The 17,332-nt window shown below is 61.0% G+C and carries 11 protein-coding genes, 1 tRNA gene and 1 pseudogene; 7 read left to right on the top strand and 6 right to left on the bottom strand.

From position 1 onward, the window contains the following. Positions 1–259 precede the first annotated feature (259 nt). A complete protein-coding gene (locus NKI20_RS07030) occupies positions 260–2,074 on the bottom strand; it encodes a methyl-accepting chemotaxis protein (RefSeq protein WP_352829363.1) in 1,815 nt (604 codons plus the stop codon). A 224-nt stretch (positions 2,075–2,298) separates the two neighbouring features. On the opposite strand from NKI20_RS07030, the gene NKI20_RS07025 reads away from it, so the two are divergent. The 4 genes from NKI20_RS07025 (at position 2,299) to NKI20_RS07010 (ending at position 6,061) form a co-directional block, all read left to right on the top strand. Then, entirely contained in the window at positions 2,299–3,189 is an 891-nt protein-coding gene (locus NKI20_RS07025; RefSeq protein WP_352829361.1) for a D-alanyl-D-alanine carboxypeptidase family protein, read from the top strand. A gap of 609 nt (positions 3,190–3,798) precedes the next feature. Further along, on the top strand, positions 3,799–4,722 hold the full coding sequence (locus NKI20_RS07020; RefSeq protein WP_352829359.1) for a DUF1003 domain-containing protein: 924 nt from the start codon (positions 3,799–3,801) through the stop codon (positions 4,720–4,722). Positions 4,723–4,880: 158 nt separating this feature from the next. Beyond that, positions 4,881–5,843: a DUF5655 domain-containing protein gene (locus tag NKI20_RS07015; RefSeq protein WP_352601625.1), complete on the top strand. Its 963-nt coding sequence runs from the start codon at positions 4,881–4,883 to the stop codon at positions 5,841–5,843. 141 nt (positions 5,844–5,984) lie between these two features. Continuing rightward, positions 5,985–6,061 (top strand) — tRNA-Arg (locus NKI20_RS07010). 31 nt (positions 6,062–6,092) lie between these two features. On the opposite strand, the gene NKI20_RS07005 is transcribed toward NKI20_RS07010, so the two are convergent. From NKI20_RS07005 to NKI20_RS06985, 5 genes are all read right to left on the bottom strand, one after another. Then, a complete protein-coding gene (locus NKI20_RS07005; protein ID WP_352829356.1) occupies positions 6,093–6,839 on the bottom strand; it encodes an AI-2E family transporter in 747 nt (248 codons plus the stop codon). A 189-nt stretch (positions 6,840–7,028) separates the two neighbouring features. Continuing rightward, the gene (locus NKI20_RS07000) at positions 7,029–7,838 is read right to left on the bottom strand and encodes a hypothetical protein (protein ID WP_352829354.1); all 810 of its coding nucleotides are present in this window, start codon (positions 7,836–7,838) and stop codon (positions 7,029–7,031) included. 153 nt (positions 7,839–7,991) lie between these two features. Further along, positions 7,992–8,963 (bottom strand): glycosyltransferase, encoded by a 972-nt coding sequence (locus NKI20_RS06995; protein ID WP_352829352.1) that lies wholly within the window; start codon positions 8,961–8,963, stop codon positions 7,992–7,994. Continuing rightward, entirely contained in the window at positions 8,960–10,141 is a 1,182-nt protein-coding gene (locus NKI20_RS06990) for a glycosyltransferase (protein ID WP_352829350.1), read from the bottom strand. Before NKI20_RS06990 ends, NKI20_RS06995 begins: the two co-directional genes overlap by 4 nt. Positions 10,142–10,317: 176 nt before the next feature. Next, entirely contained in the window at positions 10,318–12,405 is a 2,088-nt protein-coding gene (locus NKI20_RS06985; RefSeq protein WP_352829348.1) for a glycosyltransferase, read from the bottom strand. A gap of 1,294 nt (positions 12,406–13,699) precedes the next feature. Here NKI20_RS06985 and NKI20_RS06980 point away from each other — a divergent pair. The 3 genes and pseudogenes from NKI20_RS06980 (at position 13,700) to NKI20_RS06970 (ending at position 17,258) form a co-directional block, all read left to right on the top strand. Next, positions 13,700–14,479, top strand: a complete 780-nt coding sequence (locus NKI20_RS06980; protein WP_352829346.1) for a DUF4347 domain-containing protein — start codon at positions 13,700–13,702, stop codon at positions 14,477–14,479. 4 nt (positions 14,480–14,483) lie between these two features. Further along, positions 14,484–15,065: pseudogene (locus NKI20_RS06975) on the top strand (DUF4347 domain-containing protein); the annotation flags it as partial. 234 nt (positions 15,066–15,299) lie between these two features. Beyond that, positions 15,300–17,258, top strand: a complete 1,959-nt coding sequence (locus tag NKI20_RS06970) for a hypothetical protein (RefSeq protein WP_352829407.1) — start codon at positions 15,300–15,302, stop codon at positions 17,256–17,258. Positions 17,259–17,332: the final 74 nt, after the last annotated feature.

The following is a 17,332-nucleotide window of genomic DNA, read 5'->3' as shown; positions in this document are numbered from 1 at the left end:
ACAGAACCCCTTCGGCGCCGGTTGCGCAAGCTTGATGTCGGGCATTTCGTATCAAAAGGAGGGTGGCGACTGATCGCCGAACGTCGGCGCTGCCCCCGCTCCGCCTCGCTGCGCGAGGCACCTCTCCCCCGCTTTGCGGGGGCGAGGAACCCAAGTTCTGCAAGACTGGCCTTTCGAAGTTGGCGGTTCCTCGCCCCACGAAAGTGGGGAGAGGTGGCTCGGCGAAGCCGAGACGGAGAGGGGAATGGCACCGCCCCCTCTACTGCCGCTTGTATTCCCGCACGGGCGACTTGGTGTCGTCGGTGTAGGTGACCTGCACCGACATCGATTTCACGCTGTCGGCGACCTTGAAATAGCCCTTGGCGTCGTAGGGGATGGCGTAAGGGTCTTTCTTGTCGCAAGGCGGTATCTCGAGCGACTTGTCGAGCGCGGCACCGTTCAGGCTGTAATGCACCTCCTTGATGGCGCAGCGGTAGGACAGCATCTGGGTGAAATAGACCAGGCCGTGGTTGCCGCCGGAGTCGAAGGCGATCCACGACGTCCAGAACTGGTCGAGGATCTGCTTGTTGCCTTGCTGAAGCGCTGCCTCCGGGTCGAAGCGGATATCGAACGGGCCGGTTTCGCGGCCCCTTATGTCGAGATACTTGATGGCGATGGTCCCGGCCACGGTGCTGTCGGGCATCTCGAAGCTCGGATTGGGCATCGGCTTGCCGGTGGTCTGGTCGTTGAGCGCCAGGAAACCGGTGTCGGTGAACGGGCCGGTCTCGCCCATGCGCCACGAGATGCCAGTCGCCGGCTCCGGCAGCGAGATGGTCATCGACCAGCCCTGGTTGGAGCGCATCGGCGTCAGCGAAGGCACGAAGCGGGCAGGGTCGAGCACGTCGCCGAGGGCTGCCAGCCGGCTGCGGCTGCGGTCCAGCCAGTCGGCCAACTGCGTCTGGTCGACGAAATATTTGAGCAGCCCGCCATCCTTTTCGTAGGACACGAATCTGGTCAGCGCCTTGGCCTCGTTGCGCTTGTCGGCCAGCGTCTGGGCGCCGAGGCGGTCTTCCGAGAACTCCTGCGCCAACAGGAAATAGGCCGGCGCGAAATCCGCATTGGCCGTGAGGAAAGCGTTGAGCTTGTCGAGGCGCTGGGCGTCGTCGAATTGCTGGATATGCACCAGCTTGATCGACAGCGCCTTGCCCTTGTCGGCAAGCGCGCCGAACACCTCGCGGGCGCCGGCCTTGCCGTCCTGCACCCGAAGCAGCGTGGCAAAGCGCGTGTAGGGGTCGATGGCATCGACATCGAAACCGGCAAAGGCGAGATACGAGCGCCGCGCGTTGAGCATGTCGCCGGAAAGCTCGTAGACCCGCGCATTGTGGTAGAACTCGTCCGGCCGCTTCGGCTCGGCGATCGCCCCGCCTTGCGCGGCAAGGGCGGCAAAGCCCTTGGCGATGGTGTCGATCGAGGCGGCGATCTGCTGCGTCGTCGCCTGCAGCTTCTCGGTCTGAGCCTGCTGCTGCGCCTGGCCGGCGGCCAGCGTCTCGGTCTGCTTCTTCACCTCTTCGGTGGTCTTCTGCACCTGCGCGGTCTGCTGCGTCTGCTGCTGCTGGGCGTTGGCGATTTCGTCGGTCTTCTTCACCACCGTGTCGGTCGACTGCTTGACCGCTTCGACCGTCTTCTGCGTCTGCGTGACCGTCTGCTCGATCTTGGCCACCTTGGCCGAAACGATGCCCAGCGACTGCTGCAGCCCGGCGATGGCCGGCACCAGGCTGGCGATCACTCCGTTCTGTGCGTTGGTCTGCTGTTGCAGGCCGTAGACGCCGCCGGCGACGGCGGCAGCGCTTGTGGCGAAGATCAAGGCCGGCAGCGCCTTGGCCGCCAGCACCAGCCTGAGCACTATGGCAATGGCGATGATGACGGCAGCCACCGAGGCGACCAGCGCGATATAGGCGGCGAACGGCGCCAGCGGATTGAGGATATCGGAAACCGCACCTCCGATAAAGGCGACGCTGCCGGCCCATTTGCCGGTGCGGCTGAGCGATGCCCTGATAAGCGAGGGCGCCGCGCCCCCGGCCCCGATGTCAATCATGCCACGCCCCCAAGCCGCCAGATACCACGACTTCCCACAGGAAACGTGGTTTTGGCAAGGAAAGACACGGGAAACAGGCCGTTTCGGGGCGCTTTTCGGAGGAACCAGGTCCTGCGCGGCCTCGACAATCCTGGGGCTAACCTCCATTAACCAAATGGACGCAGCTGACGCGTTACGTTAGCTTCGCCTTATCTCAGCAGCAGCTTGACCGAACAGACTTGCCCTTGCCCCACCTGCGTCCCCTTCCGCTTATCCAGCGCTTTTTTGCGGTCCTTGGCCTGTTGCTGCTGCTTGCCGGCTGCACGACCGTGACGCCGCCGGACGCCATATTGGCGGTACCGGCGCCGCCGCAGAAATATGCCGCCATCGTCGTCGACGCCGGGACCGGCAAGCAGCTGTTCGAGGTCAACTCGACGGCGCAGCGCTATCCGGCCTCGCTGACCAAGATGATGACGCTGTATCTGCTGTTCGAGGCGCTGGACGCCGGCCGCCTCACCAAGGAAACGCAGATCCCGGTTTCGGACCATGCCGCCTCGCAGCCGCCGACCAAGATGCGCTTCCGGCGCGGCGAGACCATCGATGTCGATTCCGCGATCCGCGCCATCGTCGTCAAATCGGCCAATGACGTGGCGGTGGCGGTCGGCGAATATCTCGGCGGCTCGGAGGATCAATTCGCCGCCATGATGACGGCCAAGGCGCGCCAGCTCGGCATGACCAGCACCTCGTTCCGCAACGCGTCCGGCCTGCCCGACAATGGCCAGATGACGACCGCGCGCGACATGGCGGTACTCGGCATGGCGCTGCATCGGCGGTTTCCCCAGCAGTTCCACTATTTCTCCGAAAGCGACTTCATGTTCCGCGGCAGGTTGGTGCGCGGCCACAACGACATGCTCGGCCGCGTGCACGGCGTCGACGGCATCAAGACCGGCTACATCAGGGCCTCGGGCTTCAACATCGTCACCTCCTACAATGCCGACGGCCGCAATCTGATCGTGGTGGTGATGGGCGCCGACAGCGCCCGCCAGCGCAACGACCATGTCGAAGCGCTGATCCAGCGCAGTCTGTCGCCCGCGATGGCCGACACCAAGACCAGGCTGATGTTCGCCGAGCAGTGAGGAGTGGTCCGCGCAGCGGACAAAAAGCCAATTGCTTGGCTTTTTGAACGACGAACGGTGAAGCCCCGGTCCGCCTTCGGGCGGATCGAAAGGTCCAGTGGACCTTTTGAAGGGGCTGAACGCCCGAAGGGCAGGGAGCCTGCGAAGGGCGAGCTGCCGGTAGCAAGCATCGCGCTCGGCTGCGCGTGGCGCATTGCCCGGTGAGGGCAACTGTGCTACATATCCAAGCATGGTGCTGAGTCGCGCCAGTGACCCGCCGCAAGGCGGTTTTTTGTTGCCGTCACCCTCCCGCAGCCATGTACGCCCTGGTTCGCAATGCCGTTCGAGCAAGGTAGGCGATCAGCGCAAACCCTCATCGCTTGTTCATCCTCGGGTCTGCGCCGCGTCGCTGCGCTCCCGCTCCGCCCGTGGATGACGAAGTTTGGAAGGCTTCGGCCAATCTCGAATGCCTCCACCGCCCTGAACCCGCGAAGAGCGAGCCGCCGCCAGCCGCATCGCCTTCTCCGATCAAAACCACTTGTCCGGCCCGCGAAATCCGTGCCCCGCGCTGGCTATGCGCCGCCACCTCTGTTTATCGTCCCGCCCAGCACCGCAGCAGGAGCCCCCACCATGAGCACCGTCCCGAAAACACCCGAGCAGCCGCCAGACAATCAGAACGACAGCGGCGGCGAATATTTCGAGGCGCCGACCACCGGTGAACTCGAGGCCGACCAGACTTCGGACGAGCACCTCGAAACGCCCGACGTGCCGGATTCGGAGCCGTCCGTTCCGGGCGCCCATCGCGGCAAGCCGAAGAAAAAACCATCGGCGATATCGGGCCGCAAATTCCGCAAGCGCGATCTGGTGCGCATCGACACGCTGCGCCCGAGCCTCGCCGACCGCATTCGCTCCGATCATCCGGACCTGCCGGCCGGCGCCCGCATCACCCGCGCCGAACTCGGCCGCTACCGCATGCGCTACATGGAGGAACTGCTCCAGCAGGAACACGGCGAATTCTCCGAGCTCGACCGCCAGGTGGTCGAATCGATCGCCAGGCAGGACACCATTTCCGAAAACTCCGAGGAAGAGTTCGAGGAGCACCGGACGTTCGCCGACCGCGTCTCCGACAACATGGCTTCCTTCGGCGGCAGCTGGTGGTTCCTGATCTCGTTTGCCGGCGTGCTTCTGGTGTGGATCGGCATCAACCTGTTCGCCGGCATGGCGGGCGCCTTCGATCCCTACCCCTTCATCCTCTTGAACCTGTTGCTTTCCTGCATTGCCGCCGTCCAGGCGCCGATCATCATGATGAGCCAGAGGCGGCAGGAATCCAAGGACCGCCTGCGCTCCTTCAACGACTACCGCGTCAACCTCAAGGCCGAGCTCGAAGTGCGCCATCTGCACGAAAAACTCGACTACCTCATCTCGCGCCAATGGACCCGCCTGGCCGAAATGCAGCAGATGCAGCTGGACGCGATGCACGAACTGACGGGTGCCAGGAAGCCGAAGCGGGCGGTGCGGAGAAAGAGGGCGGTGAAGAGCGAGGCGGCGCAGTGAGGATGGGCGCGGTGCGAGGTCGAGGACGGCCGGTCAGGCATGACGGCCAGCGGTCGACGACAGGGGACTCTAATGTTTCGCTAGCGGTTGCCACAACTGGACATTGAGCTGGAAATTCAAGACAGTCTGTTTCAAGTAATTATTGGGCGGGTACTTTTTTGAGCGATATTAAACTATTTCAATTCACCCAAGGGCAGATTCACGAACTAGCCGGCTCTGCCATACAGGTCGAAAAATCGCTTCAACATATCTTTGAGGCGAACCTTGAAGCCCTGTTAGGTGTTCGATTCCTAGCGACGGAACACTCAACGGGACCGGTCCACGGCGGGCGCATCGACACGTTGGGGCTCGATGAAGACAATTGTCCCGTTATCATTGAGTATAAGCGCGCGGTGAACGAGAACGTCATCAATCAAGGTCTATTTTACCTTGATTGGCTTCTCGACCATCGAAAGGAATTTCAATGGTTGGCCATGGAAAAGCTTGGTCCTGAAGCTGCGAAGAATGTCGATTTCTCGGCCCCAAGGCTGCTCTGCGTCGCCGGGGATTTCACCCGCTATGACCAGCATGCCGTAAAGCAGATCGCCCGGAACATCGAGTTGATAAGATACCGGCAGTTTGGTGAATCTATGCTCATGTTGGAACTCGTTCACGCACCGAAACTGGCCAAGGTAAACACATTTTCAGCCGTACCCGACATAAAGAGTACTCCTGGCGAGACCACTGTGGCCACCTCGAACGAAGATCCGGAAGACCCTTATGCCACATACCGTATGGCGTACCGCCTATCGCAAGCGAGCCCGGCTTTGCGCGATCTCCATGATGCCATTCGCGACTTTCTCATCGGCCTTGGAGACGACGTTCAGGTCAAGGAACTAAAGCTGTATACGGCGTTCAAGCGCATAAAGAACTTCGCCTGCCTTGAGGTCTATCCACAGCCGAAGGTTGCCGTTGTCTACGTCAAGCTAGACCCACGGACAATCGAGCTTGAGGAGGGCTTTACCCGTGATGTAACGAAAATTGGCCACTACGGAACCGGTAATCTACAAGTTTCAATCAGGTCAATGGCTGACTTCCAGAAGGCGCAGTCGTTGTTCCTGAGAGCGTATGAAGGATCGTGATTGGCGCCCTCGTCTTTGATTCGGTGCACCAGCGTTTTTGATTTCGCACAACTCACTTGCCCGTTGAAGCCCGCCGCGGCTTCCGCTAAGAAGCCGTGACTTGCCGGTTCACCGGCTGGTACGTTTTCCGGATTCCGGGAAGCACCCGTAGCTCAGCTGGATAGAGCGCTGCCCTCCGAAGGCAGAGGTCACAGGTTCGAATCCTGTCGGGTGCGCCAATTTTCCGTTATATTTCAATTGACTAGCTGATCATTGGGCGCATTGCTTGTACCGAAGGGAAGGCGCGCGTGAGCATTTGAGCTCGCTTCGACGCAAACCAAGCGACGCCAGTCGGTGCGATTTTTTGCTGGGCGCCATCGGCGCCAGCGCCAACATTCTTCGCGCAACGCTGCGCGTCTGGGGTGACTTCGCCACGCGCTTACCGCCGGCATCGGCGCGCTGGTCGGAACTGCGGTGCGCGCGGCGGCCCAGCCCGACACTCGGATCCCGCCGGTAACGGCTCATGGCCACGCGGACTGGGGATCGAGATGGGCAATGAATGCCAACAGGTGCTGGTGCGTGCGCCTGTCCGTGCAGTTGGTCGGTGTCGTCGTCCGCCGGACCCTTCAATACGAGGTCATTCCCGTTGCCTGTGATTGCGGATTTTTGTAGCGCGCCGCCCACACCTCTACGAGCAGCATCGTCACAAGTAGCGCCCAAGGGCCCCAGTATGAATCCCGAAGCTCCGAACAGGGCGAGCCCACTTATCATCGATATGAAGGCGGGAATCGTGTGAAGCCTGAGCTGGTTTCCGACCAACATGGGGCGAAGGACATTGTCGATGCCGCCTACAACAATGCCGCCCCAGGCTGTGAGGATTAGGGCCTTGCCCCAATCGCCATCAAGTAAGAGGAGGCTTTTTTGCGGGCCGGAATCATCAATATTCCCGCATGGTTCTGTATGGTCTAGCGGCCGATCATGACGTCTGCCCCCAACATCACGCGATCGGCGACGCATACCGACCTCTATGGGTCCGAATCCGACTGCGCTTGCGTGTAGAAGACTACATTGACCTCGCGCGCTAACTTGGCCTTATCGCCGTCGAGGACCACCTTAGAGGCGAACCGGGCCTCGTTCTGCAGTCGCCGCGGCGGCTCTGCCTCCCACTTGCGCTCCGTAGAGCGTCTCTTTTCTCACCTCGGCTGATTACGCAATGCGCAACAGTTCGCGCAGGCGGACCGGCAGTTGGGGCGAGGCCCGCAGTTCGGCACAGCTCCCCTTCCATCGTTTCAGATATTCATCGATCGGTATGCCGGTGCGGCCGGGCCAGCGGTTGAGTGCACCCAGCGCCTCGACGCAGTCCGGCGCGCGGTCGTATTCGGCGAGGATGACCACCGACATCGCCTGGGCGAATGGATTGAGGCCAGGCATTTCGATCTCGCTGCGATGGTCGGAGAACCACGCCGCGGCGTCGCGGGTGAGCCCCTGGCTATCGGCGAGCGCCGTATAGCGGTCGATAATATCCTGTCGGTATCGGGCGATGGCATCGCCGAAGGCGTTATCGCCGGCGAAGGGCGGGGTGTCCTTCCAGCTTGTCGCCAGGCGCCCCAGGCCACGCAGCGAGAACGCTTCAACCATCGCTTCCTCGAACCATTGGCAGGGCGGCGCCGGCTTGGCGTCAGCCTGCCAGCTGTTGGCCATGACGTGGCCGAGCTCGTGGCCGAACTGGTAGGCAAGCTTCGACCAGTCCCGCTCCCCGATGTCGACGATGATCCAGGCCATGCTGCTGCCGTCAGGGTGCAGCCAGATCGCCGGTGGCCCCGAGGTGTGCTCGTCGACGCGCAGCCACGTCGGCTGGCGATCGGAGACGAGGCGGACGCCATCCAGGCAGGCGTGCCGCATGCGTTCGACGACCGATTGGGCGGAGCGAGGAAGCATGTGTCCCCAGTTGCCCGCGAGTTCGATGGGAGCTGTGAGGAGGGTGGCGAGGTAGGCCGGGGCGGTGGGTTTGGGCATGGGGGCGCTCGAAGTTGGGGATGAATCCCAACGCGCGGGGGAGGCGAAGGTTCGCGACGCGTACATCGCGGCCATAAGGAAGGCAAGAACGTCCCGCCGCCGCATTGAAATCTCTTCTGATGGAAGGCTCTATTGAAGAGAAGGAGTTCCCGCCTAATTTGCGTTTAGGATCAAATCTCTCCAATCGTCTATGACGTGACTCCAATCGCGCATTTTCGCGCTCTCCTGTATCGAGCGGCATCTGTCGACATAAGCGCTGGGATTGTCTTTATAGAACCGCAATTTCTCGGCCGAAAAGCGCCGGAACGCGTTAGCGCCTAAGGGGGCGAGTATGCCGAGGCCCTCGTAGGCCAGACGAGGAAAATGGCCGACCGGAGTTCCTATGACCAATCTCCCCGCAGCGGCGGCCTCCAGCGAGGGCAAACCCGCCCCCTCTTGCAGCGAAGGCATCAAAACTGCGCCAACTGTGGCGTAGAAATCAGCGACCTTTTCGAACGGCAGATTGGAAACTTCGGAGAAGTTGAGACCTGCCAGTTCCGCGGCCTCTTTGGCCAGAAACCCGCGTTTGCGTTCGACGCCGTATTCGTTCGGTCGACTCATCGTTGCTGCGTAGCCAACATTCGTCAGTGTCGGGGCATTTTCACGGCGATAGTGTTCGAACTCGATCCCGAGGCGAACGACATCCGGAACTCTTGTAATACCTAATGCCAGTGACGAACATGCAAGTGTATCGCTTACCACGCCATAACCGGCATAGCGCTCAAATGCTGCAGGGGTCCCTTCCTGACGGAGAAGTCGAATGATGTCCTCTTCATCATGGGCGACAAGAATAATCTTTTCACGGGGAATGCCATATGAATTCAGCAGTGGTCTGGTTCCACCACTTGGGAGGGTAACAATATAGTCATACTTTTCCATTTCAGAACGGAATTCGCTGATATTGTATCCTTGTTCCCAGGGCTTGAGCTCCGCGATCCAGCCTAGCTTGGTAAAGTGGTCACAAACAGAATAATGGATCGCTCCCAACGCCCAACTGCTCGCGGAATAGAAGACGACGCGAACAGGCGATTGGCTTGTGGTTCGATCGTAGGCCGGCTCAGCGTGTGGCTCTGCTGACTTTCTCATGTGCGAGTATCCAAATCGTCGTTGAATTTGGGGGGATATCGGTGGAGCCAGTTGAGCTGTGAGCGCATTGGATTTGCCTCGTACCACCCCTTTCCATCAAACACATTTCTGACCGAATAAAAGTATTCATCATAAAGGTCAGCGACGCGTTCGAGCGAAAAGTTACGCTCTGCCCAACTGCGACAAGCATGCCGGTCGATCGTGTGAATGTTACGAGCCGCCCATGTGAATTGCTCGAACGTCCTACATCTGTATCCGGTAATGCCGTGTAGGTTATATTCGGCGAAGGCACCCCAATCAGAGGAAATCACAGGGGTCCCGGACAGCATGGATTCGATCTGGACACCGCAAAACGGTTCGAGGAAAGTCGAGGGAGCGAGCGTAGCCTTGGCCCTTGCCATCAGGCGCTTACGCTCTTCGGGCCCAACGACGCCGACAAAGTCAATATATTCCTCAATGGGCCGACTGGTGCGCGCTAGCTTACCGTCAACAGCACCTGAGCCGGCAACTACCAATCGAGCTCCAATTTCTTCAACGATTTGAAGCGCAATGTGAATACCCTTGGCAGAGTTCACCCGCCCCAAAAAGAGAAAATAATCATCTTTGGTCGTCGAGAATTCGAAGTCGTCAAGCTCAAAGTAATTTGGAATGACAACATCGTACCACATGTCATTGCTCGATGTTTTGACCATCGCCTGCCCGAGGTAGGCGTGCATAACAGCATATGACTCAAAGACACGAAATTTCGCGAATCCGCCATCGGGATAGCCAATGCCCGGCTCACAAACGATCATGTCCGGGTGCGCATCGGCGACCGGTTTGTGATTTCCACCAAATGCGCAGAGCAGGAAGTCCTTGGGTTGCTTGCGCTCGTGCAATGCGGCGATCGTTTTTGCATAAAAAACCTTATAAACATGATCATCGAGACGATAAGGAGGGAAACCCATCGTCCTCCAATCGTGGTCACCATAGGATCTGTGTAAATCATAGCGCTTGGTTACAGTGACATGCTCGTCGCATTCAACACGCGAATCCTCATGACCGTAGTGAATTACGGTGTGACCGCGCGATTTAAGCATCTTGCATAGTTTCAGAATTTTTTGCGTGAATGCACAGGCGGAGTACTCTTTTACAGTTATTGTGTGCGGTACTCCTAAGACGTGAAATCTGTAGCCCATGCTGACCCCTATATACTCTTATGTCGTCATCTTCGCGTTTGCGGCATGTATTGTGGAAAATTCGGAAGAGCCGCCTTGAATCACTATCACGCGCCATATCATCGGCAGTCGCCGCTGCGATCCGGGCTTCGTCATCACCAACACCCATAGACGAACCGATACTGGAACGATACGCATTACCATCTCCTACGCGTGAGTCGCTGGATCATCTGTCGCCATTCGTGCAAGCGCAGCGGCCAATCGTACACCGCAGCACAGTGCGCTTGCTGGCTCAGCGACAACCCCGGCCGGCCTCCCCACGGCGTCTCCAACTCGTCAGCCAGGTTCTCGGCAAACGTTACGGCATGTTCCTGTGCGTCGGGATTGAATGGATAGACGCGTGCGTAGCCGGCCGTGGTTTCGGGCAACGCACCCAAGGAAGGGATGATAATGCGGCAGCCTGCGGCCATTGCTTCTATGGCGGCGAGGCACGCGGTTTCAGCGAATGTGCAGGGATAAATCAGGAAATCCATGGACCGCAACGTGTTGCGGAGTTCGGAATTGGGCGCAATGCCGTGATATAGTACACCCGGCATGGACAGCGCCCGATCGTAGAGGTGCTGGTAGGGACTGTCATCCTCCAGATAAAGTTTCATCGACGACCAGACATGGAGTTCGGCATTGGCGGGACTGAGGCGCTGCCAGGCATCAAGGAGTACGGAAAGTCCACGGAACGGCGTGCTTGTGTATGCGCAGCGCCAGGTCGATCGCGTTTCCCACAGTCGCGGATCCGGGCTCAAGTCCAGCGCGTGTCGAAGCACCACACAACGATCCGGAGGCAGCCCGAAGGTGGTCAGGTATTGTTCTCTTTGCCAGTACGACACGAAAACAAAGCAACGAACAGAATCGACAAGTTCCCTATCAGTGCACCACTGAACCCACGGCTGGTCGACATCATGATGCATCCAAACGACACAGGGCCTGACATCGGTCTTATCGTACCCTGGGTGGTTCACTTGGAGGTTGATCCGCTCGAGTTCTTCCCCTAACCGCTCTCTCAACCCTTCAACCATGAGCTCGGTGCCCGCCGCGGGTCGTTCCGGAACCCAAGAGCTTACTGCCGCGCTAGTCGGCGCCGCCGTCCCGAACACCGCAAGTTTCGAGGGCTCATTGGCTGAAAGCTTGTCGGCGGCAAAGCGCGCATTGGCTGCCACACGTTTCGCCATGTCCGCCGGCAATTTGTCGGTGGCGAGCAATTTTAGACAGGCGTCGAGCGATTCCCGATAAGCGCCTGTCCAGTAGGCGTTGACGGCAAACTCGTCGAGCAGTCCGTAGTCGTAGACCCAGGGCCGAACGAAAAGTCCGGCGGGTTGAGCAAGGTCAAGCCCTCGACGCGCGAATTCCGTTCCTTCCGCATACCGGCTCTGGTTGCGGCAATAGAGGCTCGCGGCGTGAAAAGCCTCGGCACGGGCCGGAACGACCTGCGCGGCGCGCTCAAAGACGGCAACGATCTCGTCGAACGGCCGTCCCAGCGCCACCATGCTGTTGCCCACCTCCAGCAGGCTGACATAGACCTCCTCATCCCAAAAGCCCAGTTCGGCGCGCTTCATATAGTTCGCCAGTGATTTTTCAGGTTCACCGGAATCCCTGTAGCTCTGCGCCAAATAGAAGGTGTATCGCGAAACAAGGAAGGGGTCGGTCTCCGTCGCTAGCGCATTTTCAAGAACGACCGCGTCGTCCTGGTACTTTCGCGGGTTTTGACTGCGTGCTCCGCTTCGCCCCGATGCTATTCTGAAACCCTTGGCGGTCTCGCATGTGAGATGGCTAGAAGGGCCCTGGAGATATTCGTGCAGAACTCCCTTGAAGGAGAAGGCCAGCCGGTTCCGACAGATCTGCGGGCGATAATACGAAATACCGCCATCAGATACCTCAACGTCATATAAATCGTGTTCCATCTGCGACTTGAATACGACCGGATCGAAGGTGGGGCTCGGGATCACGACATCGTCCGCGTCGATGATCATCGCATAGTCGACAGTCCCAACCTCACGTAACCGGTCCAGGGCGAAAGTCCGGTTGTAGGCGAAGTCCCGCCAGGGCTCGTCGATGACTGCGCCATCGACATTGTGCTTGGCCAGGAAGGCGCGAATGAGGTCCTGCGTACCGTCCTCGGAACCCGTGTCGACGACGAGCACATAGTCAACGATGGGAAGCGCGCTGCTCAGGCATTGCAGGATGACCTTTGCCTCGTTCTTGACGATCATGCATAGGCCGATGTTGGTCACGCCAACGGTCCGTCACGCCCGGGTAGTGCCATTCTTCGGACTCCAGGATCGGTCTGGTGCGCCGCACCACGGCTCGCATTGTTCATGCATTCCCCCCTGCGGTCCCGATCATTTTTGCTTGTCCGGGTGCGGCCAAGACGTGTCGGCCAATTCCGCGTGCCCACTTCACTGCCAATACCAGATGGCGTCAAGGTCGAGAAACCCACTGTGTGGTCAATACGCAGCCACCCTGCGAACAACCGCGAGAGTCTACGTCGATTAAAGCGGCGCGATGACGAGAATTGAAGCGGAAGCTTTAAGCCTGCGATTCTCAGAGAATTCTTACAGATGCCGTCGAGCAATGCCTGCCACCTTGTCCCTGGGTACCTATCGGCCCGTTACCTTATATTCCAAAAACCCCTAATTTTTGCATCACTTATATGTCCGGACACGCGGTTTTTTTGGTGTGGTCGGAATTATCTGGGAGGCCTGCAACGACCACACCGTCAAGACGGCTCTGAGTATCTCCTGAAGCCGCACGAGTTGGGCAGCAGTGTTGAACGGATCACGGACCGGAGCTGGTCCAAGTTGAAAAAAGGGGCTACGCGGACTCCTTGGCAGCCGGTCCGCGCTTTTCTTTTGCCTCTGGCGATGATGGGTGTTTGCAGATGGCGGGAACTGAAACGAGGACGCCAAGCCCCCGATATTAAAACGAATTCGCGCAGCTTCGACCCTTCAATATTGACGCAAACCCTGCGGCCTTATTCCTAGCCATTTACCAGTTCTCTACTTAATAGTTTACAAATCGCTAAATTTCGACTTTACTAATATACGGGCATATGAGGGATGTCCGCAGGTCTCACGGTCGGTGGCCGGAGGTTCTGCAGGAGTCATGGGACAGAGGGGTCTAGGGTCGTAAAGCCACATCGCGGACAATGAAGAAGGCGCGTTCTTGGGACGTGCCAATGACAAACCGCGTGTACGTTTGCCATCGGCGGAGGCGGACAGGTTTCCCGTTCTGGAGTTCCTTCGCGTGTTGGCGCCGATCCGTCGGCGCCCGGTTGTGGGAGTGGGTACAGTGACATTGCGTGAGGGCCGGCGCGGAGCGAATTCCAGCGCCGATAAACCTGCATCTCTGCAGCAGCCATGGGTTACCGCATTCGGAGACCGGCCGCTGGGCCGTTCCTGCGTCGACAACCCCTTCCCTGACGACCACGACGCCATCAGAACCTCGCGCCCTGCCCGCGCGGTCGGTCCGGCCAAGCCCGGTGTCGCTTTTCAGCTTGAACCCAATCGATATGGACAGGATTTCGCCATGGGCCGCGAGCTCGTCTTCGTCGATCCCTCTGTATCCGATCTCGGCACAATCCTGCGAAACCTGAGACCCGAGGTCGAGGCGATCGCGCTCGACGCCGAACGCCCGGCCGCGCGCCAGATGGCGCTGGCGCTCGAAGGTCGCGACGGCCTCGACGCGGTGCACGTCATCGCACACGGCGCGCCTGGTCGGGTGTGCTTCGCTGTCGGTGAGTGGTCGACGCAGACGCTGGACGGCGATGCGCTCGACCTCGCCGCGATCGGCCAGGCGCTGGGTGGCCTTGGCGAACTGCTGCTGTGGAGCTGCAACGCCGGCGCCAGTGCCGCCGGAACGGAATTTATCGATGCGCTGTCGCGCGCGGCGGGAACGCCGGTCGCGGCGGCGAATGACCTGGTTGGGTCGCCGGCGCTTGGCGGCGACTGGAAACTGAACTTGCGGGCGGAGCACGCCATGGCGCGGCCGCCGCTGACCCTGGGGGGTATCATGAGCTACGCAGCAGTTCTGGCGGCAATCGAGATCACGGTATCCGGCCTGATCCCAAGCGGCTCGGCGACCGGCTCCACAACCTACTTCGTGGTGGACAGGGACCGCGGTGCGATCGTCGGCAACATCAATCTGCCGAACATGGCGAACAAGCCCTTCCGGATCACCGTCAGGGTGCCCAGCGAATCGACGGGTCTTGACGTCGGCGTCTTCGACGAAACCGGCAAGTTCACTTCGGCCGGCTTCACGGTGGATATGCCCGCGCCTCCATCCGGCGCCGTTGGATCGAGAGGATAAGGCCATGCTGAACAACCCGGTTCCCTTCCATAGCCCCGCGCGCCTTTCCGCATCAGCACGGGAGGCTTCGGCCGAATACCCTCGGAGCGATCATGCCACCGAAATTGTTTTCATCGATCCTGCCGTCAGCGACGTCAGCACCCTCCTGGCCGAGCTGCGGGCCGGCGTGCAACCGGTGCTCCTCGATGCCACGCGGCCCGCGGCCGCGCAGATGGCTCGGGCGCTGGCCGGGCGGCGAGGCCTTGCGGCGGTGCACGTCATCGCCCACGGCGCCCCTGGACGCGTCGCTTTCGCGGCCGGCGAATGGTCTGCTGAGACGCTGGCGCGTGACGCTCGCGACCTGGCGGCGATCGGCCGGGCGTTGGCCGAGAACGGCGACCTGCGGCTATGGAGTTGCGAGACGGGCCGTGGCGCTGCTGGTGAGGCACTTGTCAGGGCGCTGGAGGATGCAACAGGCGCGGACGTAAGAGCGGCCGCTGGGAAAATCGGTGCTGCTTCACTGGGAGGCACTTGGGAACTTGTGGGGCGAAATGCATACGAGGTGTCAGCTCCTGCACTACTAACTCCCAACGGGGTAGAAGTCTATCGCGGAATACTTAGCTATGACCTTACAATAAGTGGAACAATTGCAACCAGCAGCGGCAGTGCAGCAAACAATCTTTTTTATTTGGTAGATACTACCACTGGAACGATCGTCTCTAGTTTTACCCTACCCTCAAGAGCGCCATCCGGATTTACAAACTTCTCGAATACATTTATCGTACCGAGCAACACGGATGGTTATGCCATATATACTTATAGCACCAGTGGTGCCGGAAGTATGACTCTTGTGGTCACGGTAGCCGCAACGATGAATGCGACTTCCGGTGGTGATACGTTCTCGACTTCGTCTTTTGCGAGCAACCTAGGCCCGACCGGTGCCACCGGTTCGACTGGCGCGACGGGTTCAACCGGCGCTACAGGTGCGACCGGAGCGACTGGCGCAACCGGCGCAACCGGTATCACTGGCGCTACGGGTTCTACCGGCGCGACTGGCGCCACAGGCTCGACCGGTGCAACCGGAGCCACAGGTTCGACAGGTGCCACGGGTGCCACCGGTGTTACGGGCGGGACGGGCGCTACAGGTTCGACCGGCGCTACAGGCGCGACCGGAGCCACAGGTGCGACCGGCGAAACCGGAGCCACAGGCGCAACCGGCGGGACCGGAGCGACTGGCGCGACCGGCGAAACCGGAGCCACAGGCGCAACCGGCGGGACCGGAGCGACTGGCGCGACCGGCGAAACCGGAGCCACTGGTGCGACCGGCGGGACCGGAGCCACTGGCGCGACCGGCGAAACCGGAGCCACTGGCGCGACCGGCGGAACCGGAGCGACTGGCGCGACCGGCGTCACCGGAGCCACTGGCGCGACCGGCGAAACCGGAGCCACTGGCGCGACCGGCGGGACGGGTGCCACAGGTGCGACTGGCGAAACCGGAGCCACAGGTGCGACCGGCGGGACCGGAGCCACCGGTGCGACCGGCGAAACCGGAGCCACAGGTGCGACCGGCGGGACCGGAGCGACTGGCGCGACCGGCGAAACCGGAGCCACTGGTGCGACCGGCGAAACCGGAGCCACTGGTGCGACCGGCGGGACAGGAGCGACTGGCGCGACCGGCGAAACCGGAGCCACAGGTGCGACCGGCGAAACCGGAGCCACTGGTGCGACCGGCGGAACAGGAGCGACTGGCGCGACCGGCGAGACGGGTGCCACAGGTGCGACCGGCGAAACCGGAGCCACAGGTGCGACCGGCGAAACCGGAGCCACTGGCGCGACCGGCGGGACCGGAGCCACAGGTGCGACCGGCGAAACCGGAGCCACTGGTGCGACCGGCGGGACCGGAGCCACCGGCGCAACCGGCTCAACCGGAGCCACGGGTTCGACTGGTGCCACAGGCTCGACCGGCGGTACCGGAGCAACGGGCGCGACAGGTGCCACTGGCGCAACCGGGCCGACCGGAGCGACTGGGCCAACCGGACCAACCGGGCCCAAGGGCACGACGGGTGCAACTGGCGCAACGGGGCCGACCGGAGCGACCGGACCAACCGGACCAACCGGACCCAAGGGCACGACGGGTGCAACTGGCGCAACCGGGCCGACCGGAGCGACCGGGCCAACCGGACCAACCGGACCCAAGGGCACGACGGGTGCGACTGGAGCGACCGGGCCAACCGGACCAACCGGACCAACCGGACCCAAGGGCACGACAGGTGCGACTGGCGCAACCGGGCCGACCGGAGCGACCGGGCCAACCGGACCCAAGGGCACGACAGGTGCGACTGGCGCAACCGGGCCGACCGGAGCGACCGGGCCAACCGGACCCACGGGCGCGACAGGTGCCACCGGCGCAACCGGAGCGACTGGACCCTCGGGTGGTCATCACGACGCGGTTGTTGCGACGACCACAACCCTGGCGACGACGACCCAGACGACCACCAACGTCACGTCCGACTCGCTCGGCCTCAAGGACACCGGGCAATTCCTGCAGTCGAGCTCGACCGGCAGCGTTACCGCCGGGGGGCCCTCACTAAACCACCTGATCGGCCTTGCGGCCGGCTCGGTGACGACCGATCTCCTGAATGTCCTCGACACGATCAAGGGATTTGGTCACCAGCAGAACCAGACGTCAGGCGCGAGTACGGACCAGACCCTGGATACGACCAAGCACGGTACGGGCTCCGCCAGCATCGATCACACAGCCAAGACGACCCTAAAGGATCTTCTGAAGCCGCATGAGTGAGCGAGAAGCTTGACGAGAGACCTCCGGAGAAGGGGAATAACGCGCGAACATCGCAAGACAGCGAGGTTCGCGCG

Source organism: Mesorhizobium sp. M0830, assembly GCF_040319965.1.
Taxonomy (GTDB): Bacteria; Pseudomonadota; Alphaproteobacteria; order Rhizobiales; family Rhizobiaceae; genus Mesorhizobium.
The sequence above is the reverse complement of the archived record's forward strand: the minus strand, read 5'-3'. Positions and strand labels throughout refer to the sequence as shown.